Genomic DNA, 19,067 nt, shown 5'->3' with positions numbered 1-19,067 from the left:
GTCACCGCTCCCGGCGTCACCCTTCCCCGCCCTTTTTCTCCCCGCCCCGCTCCTCCGCCCGCCGAGCGACGAAGGCCTCCAGCCCGTCCAGGATCCGCTGCAGCCCGAACCCGAAGTGGTCGAAGTCGGGGCCCCAGGTGTTCTCGTCGAGGGAGGCCATCAGGGGGTAGCGGCCCGACGCGAGGACCTTTTCCAGCATCGGGGTCTGGGCCTCCCAGAACTCCGCGTCCGTCAGGCCCGTCCGGCGCTCCGCCTCCTGGTGGTACAGCTGGGTGCGCGCGGCCCCGACGACGTACCCGTCGATCATGATGATCGCCGAGACCAGTTCGGGGTCGGACAGGCCCATCGGCTTGATGCGGGCGAGCACCTTCTCCATGCCGTCCATGGCGCTCGGGCCCAGGATCGGGCGGGACTGGTTGACCTGGAGCAGCCAGGGGTGGCGGCGGTAGAGGTCGAGGGTCGCGCGGCCCAGGGCCTCCAGCGCCGCGCGCCAGGTGCCGTCGCCGAGGTCGGCGGGGTTCTCGGAGGGCCGCTGGACGCGGTCCAGCATCAGGTCGAGCAGCTCGCCCTTGCCGGGGACGTAGCGGTACAGCGACATCGTGCCCGTGCCCAGCTCGGCGGCGACCCGGCGCATCGACACCGCCTCCAGGCCCTCGGCGTCCGCGACCCGGACCGCCGCGTCCACGATCTGGTCCAGGGTGAGGGCCGGCTTGGGTCCGCGGCTGGGGCGTCGGCCCGTCTCCCAGAGCAGCTCCAACGTGCGGACGATGTCGCCGCTGCCGCTGGTCTCCGTACCGCTGGTGCCGCCCTTGCCACTCGTCATGCGATTCAGCTTAAGTCCTCCCGGAAAAACTGGGTACGGTGTACGCGCAATCGGGTACGGTGTACTCAATTACTGAAAGGGGGACCCGATCCATGGGTGACGACGGACACCACGGACACGACGGATACGCGGTACGGGCCGAGGGGCTGGAGAAGCGCTACGGCGAAAAACGCGCCCTCGACGGCTTCGACCTGGCCGTCCGTGAGGGCACCGTGCACGGCCTGCTCGGCCCGAACGGCGCCGGCAAGACCACCGCCGTACGCATCCTGTCCACGCTGATCCGGCTCGACGGCGGCCGGGCGACCGTGGCCGGGCTGGACGTGGCCCGGCAGCCGCGCGAGGTCCGGGCGCGCATCGGCCTCACCGGGCAGTACGCGGCCGTGGACGAGGTGCTCACCGGCCGGCAGAACCTGGAGATGTTCGGCCGGCTCTTCCACCTGGGCGGCAGGCGGGCCAAGCTGCGCGCCACCGAGCTGCTGGAGCAGTTCGACCTGACCGACGCCGCCGACCGGGGCGTGGGCAAGTACAGCGGCGGTATGCGGCGCCGCCTCGACCTCGCCGCCTCGATGATCCTCGCCCCGACCGTCCTCTTCCTGGACGAGCCGACGACCGGGCTCGACCCCCGCAGTCGGGGTGAAGTCTGGGAATCGGTGCGGGCGTTGGTGGCCGGCGGCACGACCGTACTGCTGACGACCCAGTACCTGGAGGAGGCCGACAAGCTGGCCTCGCACATCACCGTCATCGACCAGGGGCGGGCCATCGCCGACGACACCCCCGACGGACTGAAGAACCTCGTCGGCGGCGACCGTATCGAGGTCGTGGTGGCGGAGCGGTCCGACATTCCGCGGGTGGTGAAGGTCGTCGCCCGCGTCTCGGACGGTGAACCCGAGGCGGAGGAGGGCGAGTCGCGGGTGCACGCACCCGTCATCGACCGGGTGTCCGCCCTCACGGAGGTCGCGCGGACGCTGCAGGACGAGGGCGTCCAGGTCGAGGACATCGGGCTGCGCAGGCCGAGCCTCGACGACGTGTTCCTGCGCCTGACCGGACACCGTACGGAGAAGGCTGAGCAGGCCGACAAACCGGATAAGGCCGATAAGGCCGAGAAGGGCCAGAAGACCCAGAAGGGGGCCGCCGTATGAGTGCCGTCGACCTGACCACACCGAGTGCCCGCGGCCGCGTGTACTGGGCCCTCGCCGACGTCTGGAACATCGTCCGCCGCGGCCTGACCCACTACCAGCGCCAACCGGTCAACATCGCCTGGCAGTTGGGCTTCCCGATCCTCTCCGTCCTCCTCTACGGCTATGTCTTCGGCAGTGCCATGAAGGTGCCCGGCGGCGGAAACTACAAGGACTTCCTGATGCCGGGCATGTTCGTGATGACGATGGCGTTCGGCTTCATCAACACCGCGACGCTCGTCGTCTACGACTCGACGAAGGGTGTCATCGACCGTTTCCGTTCCATGCCGATGGCCTCGTCGGCGGTGGTCGCCGGGCGCGGGATCACCGATCTGCTCGCCGCCTGCGCGGAGTTGGCGATCATGATGCTGACCGCCTTCGCGATGGGCTGGCGCCCGGACGGCGGGTTCGGCTTCCTCGGCGCCTTCGGGCTGCTGCTGTGGCTGCGGTTCGCGCTGATCTGGATCGGGGTGTGGCTGGGCCTGCTGGTCCCCAACCCGGAGGCCGCCGGCGGCCTGTTCGCCGTCGCCTTCCCGCTCACGATGATCTCCAGCATCTTCGTCGCGCCGCAGCTGATGCCCGACTGGCTGGGCTGGGTGGCGGCCTGGAACCCGATCTCGTCCACTGCGGCGGCCACCCGCGAGCTGTTCGGGGTGCCGGCCGGTGCGGTGACCGGGGGCTCCTGGGTCGAGCAGCATGCGCTGCTGATGGCAGGGGTGTGGCCGGTGATCCTGACGGCGATCTTCCTGCCGCTCGCGATGCGGAGGTTCCAGAAGCTGAGCCGGTGACCGAGGCCCCTCAAATGCCGCGCATCTCCTTGACGTGCCCATGGTGCGTCAGTTTCCTGGGAGGTGCGCGGTCGATGGGAGCGCTCCCATCGATTCCGGGGCCGCGCCTCCCCGAGAGGAACAAGGGACATGTTCCGCAGCTTGCGAAGAGCGCTGTGCGCGGTGGCCGCCGCGCTCCTGTTACCGCTGGCCGGAGCCGGCACGCAGCCGGCCCGGGCGGCCGAGGCCCAGGCCGGCGCCGGCTACTGGCACACCAGCGGCCGGCAGATCCTGGACGCGGCCGGGCAGCCGGTCCGTATCGCCGGGATCAACTGGTTCGGCTTCGAGACCGGCAACCACGTCGTCCACGGCCTGTGGGCGCGCGACTACAAGAGCATGCTCGACCAGATCGAGTCGCTGGGCTACAACACCCTCCGCGTCCCCTTCAGCGACGACATCCTCAAGAGCGGCACGATGCCGGACAGCATCAATTACGCCGACGGCAAGAACGCCGATCTGCAGGGGCTGACGTCCGTGCAGGTGCTGGACAGGATCGTGGCGTACGCCGGCCAGGTCGGCCTCAAGATCGTCCTCGACCGGCACCGGCCCGACGCGGGCGGCCAGTCGGCGCTCTGGTACACCTCGGCGGTCCCCGAGTCGACGTGGATCGCGAATCTGAAGGCGCTGGCAGGGCGCTACAAGGGCGACAGCACGGTCATCGGGATCGACCTGCACAACGAGCCGCACGATCCCGCGTGCTGGGGCTGCGGCGACACGACCCGCGACTGGCGGCTCGCCGCACAGCGCGCCGGGAACGCCGTGCTGTCCGTCAACCCCGACCTGCTGATCATGGTCGAGGGCGTCCAGTCGTACAACGGCGTCAACGGCTGGTGGGGCGGCAACCTCATGGGCGTCGCCCAGTACCCGGTCCAGCTCGACGTCCCGAACCGGCTCGTGTACTCGGCCCACGACTACGCGACGAGCGTGGCCCAGCAGCCCTGGTTCAGCGACCCGTCGTTCCCCGACAACATGCCGGGCATCTGGGACAAGTACTGGGGCTACATCTTCAAGCAGAACATCGCTCCGGTGTGGCTCGGCGAGTTCGGTACGACCCTCCAGTCGACGGTGGACCAGAAGTGGCTGACCGCGCTGGCGACGTACCTGCGCTCGACGTCGACGTACGGCTCGGACTCGTTCCACTGGACCTTCTGGTCCTGGAACCCCAACTCCGGTGACACGGGCGGCATCCTGAAGGACGACTGGTCGACCGTGGACACCGTGAAGGACGGCTACCTGGCGAGCATCAAGGCACCGGGGTTCCCGGCCGGCGGGGGCGGTGACCCCGGCGACCCCGGTGACCCCGGCGGGGGCACGGCGGCATGCAGCGCCGCCTACACCGTCACCAGCGACTGGGGCGGCGGCTTCAACGCCGAGGTGAAGGTGACCAACACGGGGACCACCCCGGTCAACTCCTGGAAGGTGACCTGGACCTGGAGCGGCTCCCAGCAGGTGACGTCCATGTGGAACGCGTCGTACACGCAGAGCGGGGGGACGGTGACCGCGACGAATGCCGCGCACAACGGGGCGGTCGCGGTGGGCGGTTCGGCGAGTTTCGGGTTCGGGGGTGCGCCCGGGGGTGGGGGTGTGCCGAGTGTGAGCTGTACGGCCGCGTAGCCGAGGCGGCCGTACGGGAGCAGGGCGCCCGGTGATCGCCGGGCGCCCCGTCAACGGTCGGGGGCGACCGGGTCCTGCTGCAGGAGGGCGGCGCGTTCGTCGAACTCCTCGCGCGCGGCCTGGATGGCGGCGATGTTCGCCTGCGACCACAGGGTGATGCCCTGGATCAGCCCGCCCACCTCCTGGCCCAGCTCGGTCAGTCGGTACTCCACGCGCGGCGGCACCGTCGGGTACACGCTGCGGGTCAGCAACCCCTCGCGCTCCAGCGCGCGCAACGTCTGCGTCAACACCTTCGGAGTCACGCCGTCCAGCCGACGGCGCAGCTCGCCGAACCGCATGGGCCGGCCGTCCTCCAGCGCCACCAGCACCAGCATGGTCCACTTGCTCGCGATGAGCTCCAGCACGGCACGCGTGGGGCAGTCGCGCAGGAAGACCTCCACGCCGCCGTGTTTCCTGAGGTCGAAGCCGGTATCCATGAGGAACCTCGATATCAGAGAAGTGCCTTCTTCCGTACGGTCATTGTCCGGACCGACGATGGACTCCTGCCTGTGACGCCCCACGGGCGAGTCCCTCGACGAGGAGCACTGACAGCCCGATGTCCGCTCGTATGCATGCCATCGTCCAGTCCGCGTTCGGCGGCCCGGAGGTACTCACCTACACCGAGGCCGACGTGCCCGAACCCGGTCCCGGGGAGGTGCTGTTGCGGGTCGGCGGTGCCGGGGTCAACCCGGGTGACGCCGTTCTCCGGTCCGGTCGGGTGCCGGAGCTGGTCACCCTGCCCTGGACGCCCGGCAACGATGTGGCAGGTGTCGTCGAGCGCGTCGGCGAAGGCGTGACGCGCTTCGCGGCGGGCGACGAGGTGTACGGCATGCTGCCGGTCTCCCGGCGGGGCGCGTACGCCGAGTACACCGCCGTACCGGCCGCCGCGTTGGCGTCGAAGCCCAAGAACCTCGACCTCGCGCACGCCGGGGCCGTGCCCCTCGTCGGGATCACCGCCTGGCAGGCGTTGGCCGTACTGGCCGGGGTCGGGCCCGGCGACCGGGTGCTGATCCACGCGGCGGCGGGCGGGGTCGGGCACGTCGCGGTCCAGCTCGCCAAGGAGCTCGGGGCCCACGTCATCGGCACCGCCCGCACGGCCAAGCACGGCTACCTGCGTGACCTCGGCGCCGACGAGCTTGTCGACTACACCGTCACCGACTTCCGCGCCGCCGTGGCCCCCGTGGACACCGTCCTGGACCTGGTCGGCGGCGCCTATGGGGCACGCTCCCTCGACGTGCTTCGCCCGGGCGGCCTGCTCGTCGGCGCGTCGATCGACCCGGGCACCGACGAACGCGAGGCCGCAGCCCGTGGTCTGCGCTACGCCTGGGTCACGGCCGAGCCCTCCGGGCAGGCGCTGGAGCCGATCACCGACCGCATCGAGGCGGGCCGGCTCCGGGTGACCGTGGAACGCACCTATCCGCTGGCCGAGGCCGCCGAGGCCCATCGCGCGATCGAGGAGAAGCGCACGACGGGGAAGCTCGTGCTGGTGCCGTGACCGTGCGGGCGGAATCAGCGGCCGGTTCCTGCAGGACGATCGGACGCGAAAGGGCGCCCGGCGTTCGCCGGGCGCCCTCATCGTCGTACCGCTCGGAGTGCTACAGCTTCTCGATCACGTAGTCGATGCACTTCGTCAGCGCCTCGATGTCCGCCGGGTCGATCGCCGGGAACATCGCGACGCGGAGCTGGTTGCGGCCGAGCTTGCGGTAGGGCTCGGTGTCGACGATGCCGTTGGCGCGCAGGACCTTGGCGACGGCGGCGGCGTCGACCTCGTCCGTGAAGTCGATCGTGCCGATGACCGCCGAGCGCTTGGCCGGGTCGGTGACGAACGGGTTGGCGTACTTGATGTCCTCGGCCCAGCCGTACAACGTGCGGGCGGACGTGGCCGTCCGGCGGACCGCCCAGTCGAGGCCGCCCTGGCCGTTGATCCACTCCAGCTGCTGGTTGAGCAGGAAGAGGGTGGCGAGGGCCGGGGTGTTGTACGTCTGGTTCTTGCGGGAGTTGTCGATCGCCGTGGGCAGCGAGAAGAACTCCGGGATGTGGCGGCCGGAGGCGTGGATGCGCTCGGCGCGCTCGATCGCGGCCGGGGAGAAGACGCCGATCCACAGGCCGCCGTCGGAGGCGAAGGACTTCTGCGGGGCGAAGTAGTAGACGTCCGTCTCGGAGACGTCGACCGGCAGACCGCCGGCGCCGGACGTGGCGTCGACCAGGACCAGGGCGCCCTCGTCGGCACCTTCGACACGCTTGATCGGCATGGCGACGCCGGTCGAGGTCTCGTTGTGCGTGAAGGCGTAGACGTCGACGCCCGCCTCGGCGACCGGCTCCGGGTGCGTGCCGGGGTCGGCGGAGATGACGTCCGGTTCGGCGAGCCACGGGGCGAGCTTGGCGGCCTTGGCGAACTTGGAGCTGAACTCACCGAACGTGAGGTGCTGCGACTTGTTCTCGATCAGGCCGTGCGTCGCGACGTCCCAGAAGGCCGTCGAGCCGCCGTTGCCGAGGACGACCTCGTAGCCCTCGGGGAGCTGGAACAGCTCGCTGATGCCCTCGCGCACCTGGCCGACCAGGTTCTTGACCGGGGCCTGGCGGTGGGAGGTGCCGAGCAGGGAGGTTCCGGTGGCGGCCAGCGCGTCCAGCGCTTCCGTCCGCACCTTGGAGGGGCCCGCGCCGAAACGTCCGTCGGCGGGCTTGATGTCAGCGGGAATCTGGATCTCAGCCACGGGGGGAGCGTAGCCGTTTCGGGAAACCTCGGTGAAACCTCGTCCGTCGGGTGAGACGGCGTTTCGGCTGGCGTCGGCTGGCGTCGGACCTGTGGGCTGCCGCCCCCAGACCCCCGCTTCGGCCCTGAAGGGGCCTCGTCCTCAAACGCCGGACGGGCTGAGTTTGCTGGACTTGGCTGGTTTGCTGGAGGTATGACGGATCTTGAGGCTGCGCTGCGAACCGTCGTCCAGGGTGAGGTGAGCTTCGACGTCACCTCCCGGGCGTTGACCACCATGGACGCGTCCAACTACCGGCGCGTCCCACTCGGTGTGGTGGCGCCACATGATGCCGACGACGTCGCCGCCGTGCTGGAGGTGTGCCGGGACCACATGGTGCCGGTCGTGGCGCGTGGCGGAGGTACCTCCATCGCGGGGCAGGCCACCGGTGCCGGCGTCGTGCTGGACTTCACCCGTCACATGAACCGGATCGTCTCCCTCGACCCGGAGGCCCGCACCGCCGTCGTCCAGCCCGGCCTCGTCCTCGACCGCCTGCAGGACGCCGCCGCCCCGCATGGGCTCCGCTTCGGCCCCGACCCCTCCACCCACAGCCGCTGCACGCTCGGCGGGATGATCGGCAACAACTCGTGCGGCTCGCACTCGGTGGCGTGGGGGACGACCGCGGACAGCGTGCGGGAGCTGGACGTGATCACCGCGCGTGGGGAGCGGCTGCGGCTGGGGGAGGAGTGGGCCGGGGCGCCGCGCGGGCTGCGGGAGCTGGTCGAGGGCGAGCTGGCGCGGCTGCGCACCGGCTTTCCCGAACTGCCCCGCCGTATCTCCGGATACGCCCTGGACGCGCTGCTGCCCGAGAAGGGCGCCGACGTCGCCCGCTCCTTCTGCGGGAGCGAGGGCACCCTGGGGATCCTCACCGAGGCGACCGTAGGGCTCGTCGAAGCTCCACGCGCGCGTGCGCTCGCCGTGCTGGCGTACGTCGACGAGAGCGCGGCGGCGGAGGCGGCGGCCGGGCTGCTGCCGTACGGGCCGCTGACGGTCGAGGGCATGGCCGCCGACCTCGTGCCTTCGACCGCCGCGCTTCCCCGGGGCGGCGCCTGGCTGTTCGTGGAGACGGGCGGGGAGTCACAGGGGGAGGCACGCGCGCGTGCGGAGGCGATCGTGCGGGCCGCCGATGTCGTCGACGCGCTGGTCGTGACGGACGCGGCCGGGCAACGGGCCCTGTGGCGGATCCGGGAGGACGCGAGCGGTACGGCGACCCGGATGCCGGACGGCAGCGAGGCGTGGCCGGGATGGGAGGACTGCGCGGTGCCGCCGCAGCGCCTCGGCGCGTATCTGCGGGACTTCCGCGCGCTGTTGACCGCACACGGGCTGCGCGGGACGCCGTACGGGCACTTCGGGGACGGATGCATCCACGTCCGTATCGACTTCGACCTGCTGACGGAGGCGGGCATCGGCCGCTTCCGGCGCTTCTCGGAGGAGCTCGCCGAGGTCGTCGTGGCGCACGGGGGCTCGCTGTCCGGGGAACACGGGGACGGGCAGGCGCGGGCCGAGCTACTGCCGAAGATGTACGGGGAGGCCATGGTCCGTCTCTTCGAGCGGGCGAAGGGGGTGTGGGACCCGGACGACCTGCTCAACCCCGGCATGCTGGTGCGCCCCGCGCCCCTGGACGCGAACCTCCGGTTCGCGGTCCTGCCCCGCGAGCCGGTGGACGTGGCCTTCGGATACCCGGCCGACGGCGGGGACTTCTCGGCGGCCGTACGACGGTGCGTCGGGGTCGCGAAGTGCCGTACGACCTCGGTGTCGGGCCCGTCCGTCATGTGCCCGTCCTTCCGGGCCACCGGCGAGGAGGAGCACTCCACGCGCGGGCGTGCCCGGCTGCTGCACGAGATGCTCGCCGGAGAACTGGTGACCGACGGGTGGCGGTCGACCGAGGTGCGGGACGCGCTGGACCTGTGTCTGTCCTGCAAGGGGTGTCGGTCCGACTGCCCGGTCGAGGTCGACATGGCCACGTACAAGGCGGAGTTCCTGCACCACCACTACGAGGGGCGCCGCCGCCCCGCCGCGCACTACAGCATGGGCCGGCTGCCGCAGTGGCTGCGCGTGGTGGCACGAACGCGTACGGCGTCGCTGGTCAACGCCCTGGCCGCCGTACGGCCGTTGGCACGGGCGGCGAAACGGCTCGGCGGTATCGCGCCGGAGCGGGAGATCCCGCGGGTGGCGACGCGGACGTTCAGCCGGTGGTGGGAGGGGCGGCGCGCCGAGGCGGGGAGCGGTGGTGGGCTCGGCGGGGGTGACGCCCTGGCCGACGGGGTCCGCGAGCGCGGTGAGCTGGTCGTCCTGTGGCCGGACACCTTCACCGAGCACCTCTCGCCGTCCGTGGGGGAGGCGGCCGTACGGGTGCTGGAGGCGGCGGGACTGCGGGTGGCGCTGCCGCCCACGGTGCGGCTGAAGAGGGTGCCGGTGGGGGACGGTGAGCGGGGCGGTGGCCGGACGGCGGTCGCGATGGACCCGCTGTCCCTCCTACGGGGCCGCAGTCGCGTCTGCTGCGGGTTGACGTACGTCTCGACCGGGCAGCTCGACCGCGCTCGCGCGGTGCTGCGGCGCACGCTCGACCTGATGGAGCCGGTGCTGGAGACGGCCGCCCCGGTCGTCGTCCTGGAGCCGAGCTGTGCGGCGGCCCTCCGCTCGGACCTGCCGGAACTGCTGCACGACGATCCGCGGGCCCGGCGCCTGGCCGACCGGGTCCTGACCTTCGCGGAGACGCTGGAGCGGCATGCGCCCGACTGGACGCCGCCCCGCGTGGACCGGGCGGCGGTCGGGCAGACGCACTGCCATCAGCACGCGGTCCTCGGCGACGGGGCCGACCGTCGGCTGCGTCAAGCCGCTCTGCTCTCGGGCGAACTGAGCGGGGGCTGCTGCGGTCTCGCCGGTAACTTCGGTTTCGAGAAAGGGCACTTCGAGGTGTCGCTGGCCTGCGCCGAGGAGCAGTTGCTGCCTTCGGTGCGGGGTGCGCAGGAGGGGGCGGTGGTGCTGGCGGACGGGTTCTCGTGCCGGACGCAGCTGGAACAGCTGGCCGGGGTGCGGGGGCGGCACCTGGCGGAGGTGCTGGCGGAGGCGTCGGGGGAGGCGTTGGAGGGGGCGTCGGGGGACGGCGAAGGAGTGGCCGATGAGTCGGGGCGATGAGCTGGGCCTTGAGCTGAACTCTGCGCCGGGCCTTGTGCCTGACCTTGCGCCGGGCCTTGAGCCGGACCCTGCGCCGGGCCTTGAGCTGGGGCGGGTGGCCGTCCTCTCCGACATTCACGGGGTGCTCCCCGCGCTGGAGGCGGTGCTCGCCGAGCCGGAGGTCGCCGCCGCCGAGCGCATCGTGCTCACCGGGGACATCACGGCGGGACCACAGCCCGCAGAGGTGCTCGACCTCCTGCGCCGGCAGGGCGACCGCGTGCTGTGGATCGCGGGCAACGCGGACCGGGAGCTGGTCGAGTACCGGCGCGGCGAACGGGACGAGATCCCCGACCCGATCGCCCCCTACGCGGCGGGTCGGCTCACCGAGGACCAGGTCGAGTTCCTCGCCTCCCTCCCCAGGACGCTCACGCTGCGCGTGCGTGGCCTCGGCGACGTCCTCTTCTGTCACGCCACACCCCGCGACGACGAGGAGGTCGTCCTGGTCGACTCGCGCCCCGACCGGTGGGCGGAGGTCTTCGACGGGGTCGCCGACTCCGTCCGCACGGTGGTCTGCGGGCACACCCACATGCCCTACGCACGGCTCGCCCACGGGCGCCTGGTGGTCAACCCGGGGAGCGTCGGGATGCCGTACGGGCGGGCGGGCGCCCACTGGTGCCTGCTGGGGCCGGGGGTCGTCCTGCGGGTGACGCCGTACGACGTTCCGCGGGCGATCGCACGGCTGACCGCGGAGTGTGCCTACGGCGACATCGCGGAGTGGGCGGATCACTTCCTCAACGCCCGCGCCACGGATGCGGACGCGCTGAGGGTGTTCGGGCCGAGGGACGGTCGGGGGGCCTCGTAGTCGGCTCGTAGTCGGGGAGGGGGCGGGCCCTTCCCGTCTCCTCCCGCCTCCTCCTGCCTCCTCCCGTCCCTCCCGTCCCTTCCCGTCCACATTCCGGGACAGTGGCGTAATGGGTTCACACGCCTGACTAAGTCCACTACCCTGGACTCGGAAGTACAGCACGATGAACATGTCGAGCCGAGCCCCTGGAACGCCCGTGAGTACCCCTGATGCCGCCGCCACGCCCTCACCGGCCCACACCCGGGCCGCCCTGTCCGAGCCCACGGCCGGTGCCCCGCGCCGGTGGGACGCGCTCGGCCCCGTGGGCCTGGTGCTGGCCGGCGGGATCTCGGTGCAGTTCGGCGGTGCCCTGGCGGTGAGCCTGATGCCGCGCGCCGGTGCGCTCGGCGTGGTGGCGCTGCGGCTGCTGGTGGCGGCGGTCGTCCTGCTGCTGGTCTGCCGGCCCCGGCTGCGCGGTCACTCCCGCACCGACTGGGGCACGGTGATCGTCTTCGGCGTCACGATGGCCGCGATGAACGGCCTCTTCTACCAGTCGGTCGCCCGCATCCCGCTGGGCCCCGCGGTCACCCTGGAGGTGCTCGGCCCGCTCGCGCTCTCCGTCCTGACCTCACGCCGCCTGGTCAACGTCGTCTGGGCCGGACTCGCCCTCGCCGGGGTCTTCCTCCTCGGCGGCGGAGGCTTCGAGAGTCTCGACCCCATAGGTGTCGCATTTGCCCTGGCGGCCGGCGCCATGTGGGCGGCCTACATAGTCTTCAGCGCCCGCACCGGCCGACGCTTCCCGCAGGCCGACGGGCTGGCGCTCGCGATGGCCGTGGGTGCCATCCTGTTCCTGCCTCTCGGCATCGCCGAATCGGGCGCGAAGCTCATCGACCCGGTGACCCTCGGGCTCGGCGCGGCCGTGGCGATCCTCTCCTCGGTGCTCCCCTACACCCTCGAACTCCTCGCCCTGCGCCGCATGCCCGCCCCCACCTTCGCGATCCTGATGAGCCTGGAGCCGGCCGTCGCCGGAGCCGCCGGCTTCCTCCTCCTCGACCAGACCCTGTCCACCGCCCAGGCCGTCGCCATCGCCCTCGTCATCGCGGCGAGCATGGGGGCGGTGCGGACGCAGGTGGGGCGGGGGAAGGCGAAGGAGCCGGGGGTCGGTAGCTGACGGCTAGAGTCGGGCTCGTGCCCTGAATCACCCGGTCCTCCGGCGAGCGGGCCGGCCCGTCCTCGGAGGACATGGAAGGGAACGGCAGCATGGGTCTGCAACCCACGGAATCCGTGGGCGACGGACCGCTGATTCCCCGCCCTGAGCGAACCCCGGGTGCTTTGCGTGCTGCCTGCGCCGTCGTCGCGCCCCAGCTTTTGGCTGCCTATGACCAGGCCAAGGACCAGGCCCTGGCGGAGGCGGTGGAGTACGGCTCTCTCAAGCCGGTCCATGCCTACCTTGAGCACTGGGCCGCCCTGATCGAGATCGAACGGCATCCGGAAGCGGCGAGGGCGTACCACCGTGCCGGGTACCTGGCCCACGTTGCGACCGCGCCGGACGAAGCGCGCGAACACCTGGCCACCGCCGGCGGCGTCTACCGCGACGCCGCCAAGGCTGTGCACGCGAAGTAACGACGAAGGCGCGAAGCATGCGTTCGTGGTCGGCGGCTTCTTCGTCTACATGATCACCCCCCGCTCAGAACTCGTCACCATCTGGCAGGTCACGCCCGACCCTCTGTGAGATCGCCGTGCGTCGGCTGCGTCGTCTCCCGAGTCCGTAGTCATGGGCTGAAGCTGCTCATCGCCCATGCGTCAAATCAATGCAAGCATGCTTGCTTGTTTCTGCTCCCGCTGCCATGCTCCTCACCACGCCGCACCACCCCGCACACCGCCGTGCCCCAGGGAGCGCACCGTGTCCGATCCGACGCCCGTGTTCGACGATCTGCGCGCGGAGAGTGAGGAACTCGACCGGCTCGTCGCAGAGTTGAGCCCCGAGCAGTGGGCACTCCCCACACCCGCCCCCGGCTGGACCGTGGCCCACCAGATCGCGCACCTCGCCTGGACGGACCGCTCGGCGCTGCTGGCGGTGACCGACGTGGACGGGTTCCACACGCTGGTGGAGAAGGCGCTGGTGTCGCCGGGGTCGTTCGTCGACGAGGGTGCGGAGGAGGGGGCCGGACTGCCGCCCGCCGAGCTGCTGGCGCGGTGGCGGGAAGGGCGGACCGCCCTGGACACGGCACTGCGCGAGGCGCCGCATGGCGTCCGGTTCCCTTGGTACGGCCCACCCATGTCCGCCGCCTCCATGGCCACGGCCCGACTCATGGAGACCTGGGCCCACGGTCTGGACATCGCCGACGCACTGGGTGTGGTGCGCACACCCACCGACCGGCTGAGGCATGTGGTGTGGATCGGGGTACGGACCCGGGACTTCGCTTTCGGCGTGCACGGACTCCCCGTACCTCTCGACGATTTCCGCATCGAACTCGTCGCGCCGTCCGGTGAGTTGTGGGCCTACGGCCCCGAAGACGCCCCGCAGCGCGTGACCGGCCCGGCGCTCGACTTCTGCCTGCTCGTCACCCAGCGCGCCCACCGCTCCGACCTCGCCCTGCGAGCTGAGGGCCCCGACGCGGACCGCTGGTTCGACATCGCCCAGGTCTTCGCGGGCCCGCCCGGTGAGGGCCGCGCGCCGAAGGGGGCCTCGCGGTGACGAGCACGCAGGCTTCCCGCCCGCTGCGGATCGGCAACGCCTCCGGCTTCTACGGCGACCGCTTCGACGCCATGCGCGAGATGCTCACCGGCGGCGAACTGGACGTCCTCACCGGCGACTACCTCGCCGAGCTCACCATGCTGATCCTCGGCCGCGACCGCCTCAAGGACCCCCGCGCCGGATACGCCCGCACCTTCCTGCGCCAACTGGAGGAGTGCCTCGGGCTCGCACACGAGCGGGGCGTCCGGATCGTCGCCAACGCGGGCGGCCTCAACCCGGCCGGACTGGCGGACGCCGTACGGCAGTTGGCGGACCGGCTCGGCACCCCCGTCCGCGTCGCCCACGTCGAGGGCGACGACCTCCACAGTCGGTATCCGGACAGCCTCGCCGCGCACGCCTACCTCGGCGGCTTCGGTATCGCGGCCTGTCTGCGCGAGGGCGCGGACATCGTCGTCACCGGGCGGGTGACGGACGCCGCCCTGGTCACCGGGCCCGCCGCCGCCCACTTCGGGTGGGGGCCGGGCGACCATGACCGGCTCGCGGGCGCCGTCGTCGCCGGACATGTGCTGGAGTGCGGGGCTCAGGCGACCGGCGGCAACTACGCCTTCTTCGACGAGTTCCGCAAGAGCGGCGGCGACCTGCGCCACCCCGGCTTCCCGCTCGCCGAGCTCCACGAGGACGGCACCTGCGTCATCACCAAGCACCCCGGAACCGGCGGCCTGGTCGACGTCGGCACGGTGACGGCCCAGCTGCTGTACGAGACGGCGGGCGCCCGGTACGCGGGCCCGGACGTCACCGCCCGCCTGGACACCGTACGGCTCACCCAGGACGGCCCCGATCGCGTCCGCGTCGAGGGCGTACGAGGCGAGGCCCCGCCCCCGACCCTCAAGGTCGGCGTCAACCGCCTCGGCGGCTTCCGCAACGAGGTCGCCTTCGTGCTCACCGGCCTCGATGTCGAGGCCAAGGCGGCCCTGGTGCGGGAGCAGATGACGGACGCGCTCTCCAAGTCACCGCCCGCCGACGTCCGTTGGGACCTCGTGCGCACCGACCGCGCCGACGCCCCGACCGAGGAGACGGCGAGCGCACTGCTGCGGCTCGTCGTGCGCGACCGGGACCAGGAGACCGTCGGGCGAACCCTGAGCGGGGCCGCAGTGGAGCTGGCCCTCGCCAGTTACCCCGGCTTCCATGTGCTGGCGCCACCCGGGAAGGGCTCGCCCTATGGGGTCTTCGAGGATGTGTACGTCCCCCATGGTGCCGTCGACCATGTGGCCGTCCTCCACGACGGACGCCGGATCCCTGTGCCGCCGGCCCCCGACACCGCCGTACTCGACGACGTCCCGCAGCCACCCCCACCGGACCCGCTGCCACCCGGTCCGACCCAGCACGCTCCCCTCGGTCTCGTCGCAGGTGCCCGCAGCGGCGACAAGGGCGGCAACGCCAACGTCGGGGTCTGGGTACGGACGGACGAGGCCTATCGCTGGCTCGCGCACGAGCTCACGGTCGACCGATTCCGGCAGCTGATCCCCGAAAGCGGGCAGCTGAAGGTCGCCCGGCACCTCCTCCCCGACCTCCGCGCCCTCAACTTCGTCGTCGAAGGCGTCCTCGGTGAGGGAGTCGCCGCCCAGCACCGCTTCGACCCGCAGGCCAAGGCCCTCGGCGAATGGCTGCGCAGCCGCCACCTCGACATCCCGGAGACGCTCCTGTGACCGTCCTTGCCTCTTCCCTGGACACGAAGAGCCCCGAACACGCGGCCAACCGCGAGGCCATGCTCGCCAAGCTCGCCGACCTGGACGCCGAGCACGCCAAGGCGCTCGCCGGCGGCGGGGAGAAGTACGTCCAGCGGCACCGTGGGCGCGGCAAGCTGCTCGCCCGTGAGCGCATCGAGCTGCTCCTCGACCCCGACACGCCGTTCCTGGAGCTGTCCCCGCTGGCCGCCTGGGGCAGCGACTACACGGTCGGCGCGTCCCTCGTCACCGGTATCGGGGTCGTCGCGGGCGTGGAGTGCCTGATCACCGCCAACGACCCGACCGTGCGCGGGGGAGCGAGCAACCCCTGGTCGCTGAAGAAGGCCCTGCGCGCGAACGACATCGCGCTGGCCAACCGGCTGCCCTGCATCAACCTCGTCGAGTCGGGCGGCGCCGACCTGCCGTCCCAGAAGGAGATCTTCATTCCCGGAGGCGCCATCTTCCGGGACCTGACGAGGCTGTCGGCGGCCGGCATCCCCACCGTCGCGGTCGTCTTCGGCAACTCGACGGCCGGCGGCGCATACGTGCCCGGCATGTCCGACCACGTGATCATGGTCAAGGAGCGCGCCAAGGTGTTCCTCGGCGGACCGCCCCTGGTGAAGATGGCGACCGGTGAGGAGAGCGACGACGAGTCGCTGGGCGGCGCGGAGATGCACGCGCGCGTGTCGGGCCTCGCGGACTACTTCGCCGTCGACGAACCGGACGCGCTGCGGCAGGCACGCCGTGTGGTCGCCCGTCTCAATCACCGCAAGGCGTACGGCGATCCGGGCCCCGCCGAACCCCCCAAGTACGACGCCGACGAACTCCTCGGCATCGTCCCCGGCGACCTCAAGACCCCCTTCGACCCGCGCGAGGTCATCGCCCGGATCGTCGACGCCTCCGACTTCGACGAGTTCAAGCCGATGTACGGCACGAGCCTGACCACCGGCTGGGCGGCCCTGCACGGCTATCCGATCGGCGTGCTGGCGAACGCCCAAGGAGTCCTCTTCAGCGAGGAGTCCCAGAAGGCCGCCCAGTTCATCCAGCTCGCCAACCAACGAGACATCCCCCTGCTGTTCCTGCACAACACCACCGGCTACATGGTCGGCAAGGAGTACGAGCAGGGCGGCATCATCAAGCACGGCGCGATGATGATCAACGCGGTGAGCAACAGCCGCGTGCCCCATCTCTCCGTCCTCATGGGAGCGTCGTACGGCGCCGGCCACTACGGCATGTGCGGCCGCGCCTACGACCCCCGCTTCCTCTTCGCCTGGCCCAGCGCCAAGTCGGCCGTCATGGGCCCCCAGCAGCTCGCCGGCGTGCTCTCGATCGTCGCCCGGCAGTCGGCGGCAGCGAAGGGACAGCCGTACGACGAGGAAGGGGACGCCGCGCTGCGCGCCATGGTGGAGCAGCAGATCGAGTCGGAGTCGCTGCCCATGTTCCTGTCCGGACGGCTGTACGACGACGGCGTCATAGATCCGCGCGACACCCGCACCGTCCTCGGCATGTGCCTGTCCGCCATCCACACGGCGCCTTACGAGGGCGCGCGCGGTGGCTTCGGCGTCTTCCGGATGTGAGGGACCTTCCAGTGATCACTTCAGTCCTAGTCGCCAACCGGGGCGAGATCGCCTGCCGCATCTTCCGCACCTGCCGTGAGTGGGGAATCCGGACGGTCGCCGTGTACTCGGACGCCGACGCGAACGCCCTCCACGCGCGCGTGGCCGACGCGGCCGTACGGCTGCCGGGAGCGGCGCCCACCGCCACGTATCTGGACGGCGACCTGATCGTGAAGGCGGCCGTGGCCTCCGGCGCGGACGCCGTGCACCCCGGCTACGGCTTCCTCTCCGAGAACGCCGACTTCGCGCGGGCCGTCCTCGACGCGGGCCTCGTCTGGATCGGTCCACCCCCGGAGGCGATCGAGGCGATGGCGTCCAAGACGCGTGCGAAGGAGCTGATGGGGCTGGCGCCCCTGGGCGAGGTCACCGAGGCCGACCTTCCGGTCCTGGTGAAGGCGGCCGCGGGCGGCGGAGGGCGCGGGATGCGCATCGTACGCCGCATCGAGGAGCTGACCGCCGCCCTGGAGAGCGCGCGCACCGAGGCCGCGAGCGCCTTCGGCGACGGCGAGGTCTTCGTCGAGCCGTACGTCGAGAACGGCCGCCACGTCGAGGTGCAGATCCTCGCCGACACCCACGGCACGGTCTGGGCCCTGGGCACCCGGGACTGCTCCCTGCAGCGCCGCCACCAGAAGGTGATCGAGGAGTCCCCGGCCCCCGGACTCTCCGACCGGCTCACGGACGAGCTGCACGCGCTCGCCGTACGGGCCGCCCGCGCCGTCGACTACGTCGGCGCCGGCACCGTCGAGTTCCTGGTGGCCGGCGACACGGCGTACTTCCTGGAGATGAACACCCGCCTCCAGGTCGAACACCCCGTCACGGAGGCGGTCTTCGGCCTCGACCTGGTCGCGGAACAGATCCGCGTCGCCGAAGGCCACGCCCTCGCCGACACCCCGCCACACGCGCGTGGCCACGCCGTCGAGGCCCGCCTCTACGCCGAGGACCCGGCCCGCGACTGGGCCCCGCAGACCGGCACACTGAACCGCTTCGCCGTACCCGAGAGCGTCCGGCTGGACACCGGCTTCACCGACGGCGACGACATCGGCGTCCACTACGACCCGATGCTCGCCAAACTCGTCGCGCACGCCCCCACGCGCGCGGCCGCGATCCGCAGGCTCGCGGGCGCCCTGGAACGGGCGACGATCCACGGCCCGGCCACCAACCGCGACCTCCTGGTCCGCTCCCTGCGGCACGAGGAGTTCACGTCGGCCGGAATGGACACCGGCTTCTACGACCGCCACCTCACCGACCTGACCGAGCCCACACCGGACCCGTACGCCCCCCTTGCCGCCGCCCTCGCCGACGCCCACGGCCGCTCCCGCTTCGGCGGCTGGCGCAACGTTCCCTCCCAGCCGCAGGTCAAGCGGTACACGATGGCGGGCGAGGAGATCGAGGTCAGCTACCGCCACACGCGCGCGGGCCTGGGGGCGGACGGGGTCCGGGTCGTACACGCCGATGCCGCCCTGGTCGTACTCGAAGTGGACGGCGTACGAAGGAACTTCGAGGTCGCGAGGTACGGCGACGAGATCCACGTGAACGCCACACGCCTCACCGCGCTGCCCCGATTCCCGGACCCGACGGAACAGCACACACCGGGCTCGCTGCTCGCGCCGATGCCGGGGACGGTCGTACGCGTGGCTGAGGGGCTGGCCGTAGGAGCGCCTGTGCGGGCCGGAGAGCCCCTGCTGTGGCTGGAGGCGATGAAGATGCAGCACAGGATCGCGGCACCGGTCACAGGCACGCTGACGGCCCTGCACGCCGCCCCCGGACAACAGGTAACGGTCGGCGCTCTACTGGCGGTCGTGCAGCCGACCTGAAGGGGCGCGGGGCTGTATTGATATGCGGC

The 19,067-nt window shown here is 71.6% G+C and carries 15 protein-coding genes; 12 read left to right on the top strand and 3 right to left on the bottom strand.

The genetic code is table 11. The features are described 5' to 3' along the window. Nucleotides 1-16: 16 nt before the first annotated feature. Nucleotides 17-823: a TetR/AcrR family transcriptional regulator gene (locus ABD932_RS05535; protein WP_345009163.1), complete on the bottom strand. Its 807-nt coding sequence runs from the start codon at nt 821-823 to the stop codon at nt 17-19. A gap of 92 nt (nt 824-915) precedes the next feature. On the opposite strand from ABD932_RS05535, the gene ABD932_RS05530 reads away from it, so the two are divergent. The 3 genes from ABD932_RS05530 to ABD932_RS05520 all read left to right on the top strand — a co-directional run bounded on the left by ABD932_RS05530 (nt 916) and on the right by ABD932_RS05520 (nt 4,439). Further along, on the top strand, nt 916-1,962 hold the full coding sequence (locus ABD932_RS05530; RefSeq protein WP_345009161.1) for an ATP-binding cassette domain-containing protein: 1,047 nt from the start codon (nt 916-918) through the stop codon (nt 1,960-1,962). Continuing rightward, a complete protein-coding gene (locus ABD932_RS05525; protein WP_345009159.1) occupies nt 1,959-2,786 on the top strand; it encodes an ABC transporter permease in 828 nt (275 codons plus the stop codon). The genes ABD932_RS05530 and ABD932_RS05525 overlap by 4 nt, the downstream gene beginning before the upstream one ends. A gap of 129 nt (nt 2,787-2,915) precedes the next feature. Beyond that, nucleotides 2,916-4,439: a cellulase family glycosylhydrolase gene (locus ABD932_RS05520; RefSeq protein WP_345009157.1), complete on the top strand. Its 1,524-nt coding sequence runs from the start codon at nt 2,916-2,918 to the stop codon at nt 4,437-4,439. Between the two features lie 50 nt (nt 4,440-4,489). On the opposite strand, the gene ABD932_RS05515 is transcribed toward ABD932_RS05520, so the two are convergent. Next, entirely contained in the window at nt 4,490-4,915 is a 426-nt protein-coding gene (locus ABD932_RS05515; protein ID WP_345009155.1) for a winged helix-turn-helix transcriptional regulator, read from the bottom strand. A 119-nt stretch (nt 4,916-5,034) separates the two neighbouring features. On the opposite strand from ABD932_RS05515, the gene ABD932_RS05510 reads away from it, so the two are divergent. After that, nucleotides 5,035-5,973, top strand: a complete 939-nt coding sequence (locus ABD932_RS05510) for an NADP-dependent oxidoreductase (RefSeq protein ID WP_345009154.1) — start codon at nt 5,035-5,037, stop codon at nt 5,971-5,973. 100 nt (nt 5,974-6,073) lie between these two features. Here the strand turns inward: ABD932_RS05510 and serC are convergent, their stop codons facing one another. Further along, nucleotides 6,074-7,192 carry a phosphoserine transaminase gene (gene serC / locus ABD932_RS05505; RefSeq protein WP_345009152.1) on the bottom strand — a complete coding sequence of 373 codons (1,119 nt, stop codon included), beginning with the start codon at nt 7,190-7,192 and terminating at the stop codon, nt 6,074-6,076. 192 nt (nt 7,193-7,384) lie between these two features. Between serC and ABD932_RS05500 the strand changes: the two genes are divergently transcribed. The 8 genes from ABD932_RS05500 to ABD932_RS05465 all read left to right on the top strand — a co-directional run bounded on the left by ABD932_RS05500 (nt 7,385) and on the right by ABD932_RS05465 (nt 19,038). Beyond that, entirely contained in the window at nt 7,385-10,366 is a 2,982-nt protein-coding gene (locus ABD932_RS05500) for an FAD-binding and (Fe-S)-binding domain-containing protein (RefSeq protein ID WP_345009150.1), read from the top strand. Nucleotides 10,367-10,451: 85 nt separating this feature from the next. Further along, nucleotides 10,452-11,207, top strand: a complete 756-nt coding sequence (locus ABD932_RS05495) for a metallophosphoesterase family protein (RefSeq protein ID WP_345009625.1) — start codon at nt 10,452-10,454, stop codon at nt 11,205-11,207. Between the two features lie 196 nt (nt 11,208-11,403). After that, entirely contained in the window at nt 11,404-12,357 is a 954-nt protein-coding gene (locus ABD932_RS05490; RefSeq protein WP_425587406.1) for an EamA family transporter, read from the top strand. Nucleotides 12,358-12,446: 89 nt separating this feature from the next. Continuing rightward, entirely contained in the window at nt 12,447-12,809 is a 363-nt protein-coding gene (locus ABD932_RS05485) for a DUF6247 family protein (protein WP_345009146.1), read from the top strand. Nucleotides 12,810-13,089: 280 nt separating this feature from the next. Further along, the gene (locus tag ABD932_RS05480; RefSeq protein ID WP_345009144.1) at nt 13,090-13,884 is read left to right on the top strand and encodes a TIGR03084 family metal-binding protein; all 795 of its coding nucleotides are present in this window, start codon (nt 13,090-13,092) and stop codon (nt 13,882-13,884) included. Continuing rightward, nucleotides 13,881-15,590 carry an acyclic terpene utilization AtuA family protein gene (locus ABD932_RS05475; protein WP_345009142.1) on the top strand — a complete coding sequence of 570 codons (1,710 nt, stop codon included), beginning with the start codon at nt 13,881-13,883 and terminating at the stop codon, nt 15,588-15,590. The genes ABD932_RS05480 and ABD932_RS05475 overlap by 4 nt, the downstream gene beginning before the upstream one ends. Continuing rightward, entirely contained in the window at nt 15,587-17,185 is a 1,599-nt protein-coding gene (locus tag ABD932_RS05470; protein ID WP_345009140.1) for an acyl-CoA carboxylase subunit beta, read from the top strand. The genes ABD932_RS05475 and ABD932_RS05470 overlap by 4 nt, the downstream gene beginning before the upstream one ends. Nucleotides 17,186-17,196: 11 nt before the next feature. Beyond that, on the top strand, nt 17,197-19,038 hold the full coding sequence (locus ABD932_RS05465; RefSeq protein ID WP_345009138.1) for an acetyl/propionyl/methylcrotonyl-CoA carboxylase subunit alpha: 1,842 nt from the start codon (nt 17,197-17,199) through the stop codon (nt 19,036-19,038). The last annotated feature ends 29 nt before the right edge of the window (nt 19,039-19,067 follow it).

The sequence above is a fragment of the Streptomyces shaanxiensis genome (genome assembly GCF_039537145.1).
Taxonomy (GTDB): Bacteria; Actinomycetota; Actinomycetes; order Streptomycetales; family Streptomycetaceae; genus Streptomyces; species Streptomyces shaanxiensis.
The sequence above is the reverse complement of the archived record's forward strand: the minus strand, read 5'-3'. Positions and strand labels throughout refer to the sequence as shown.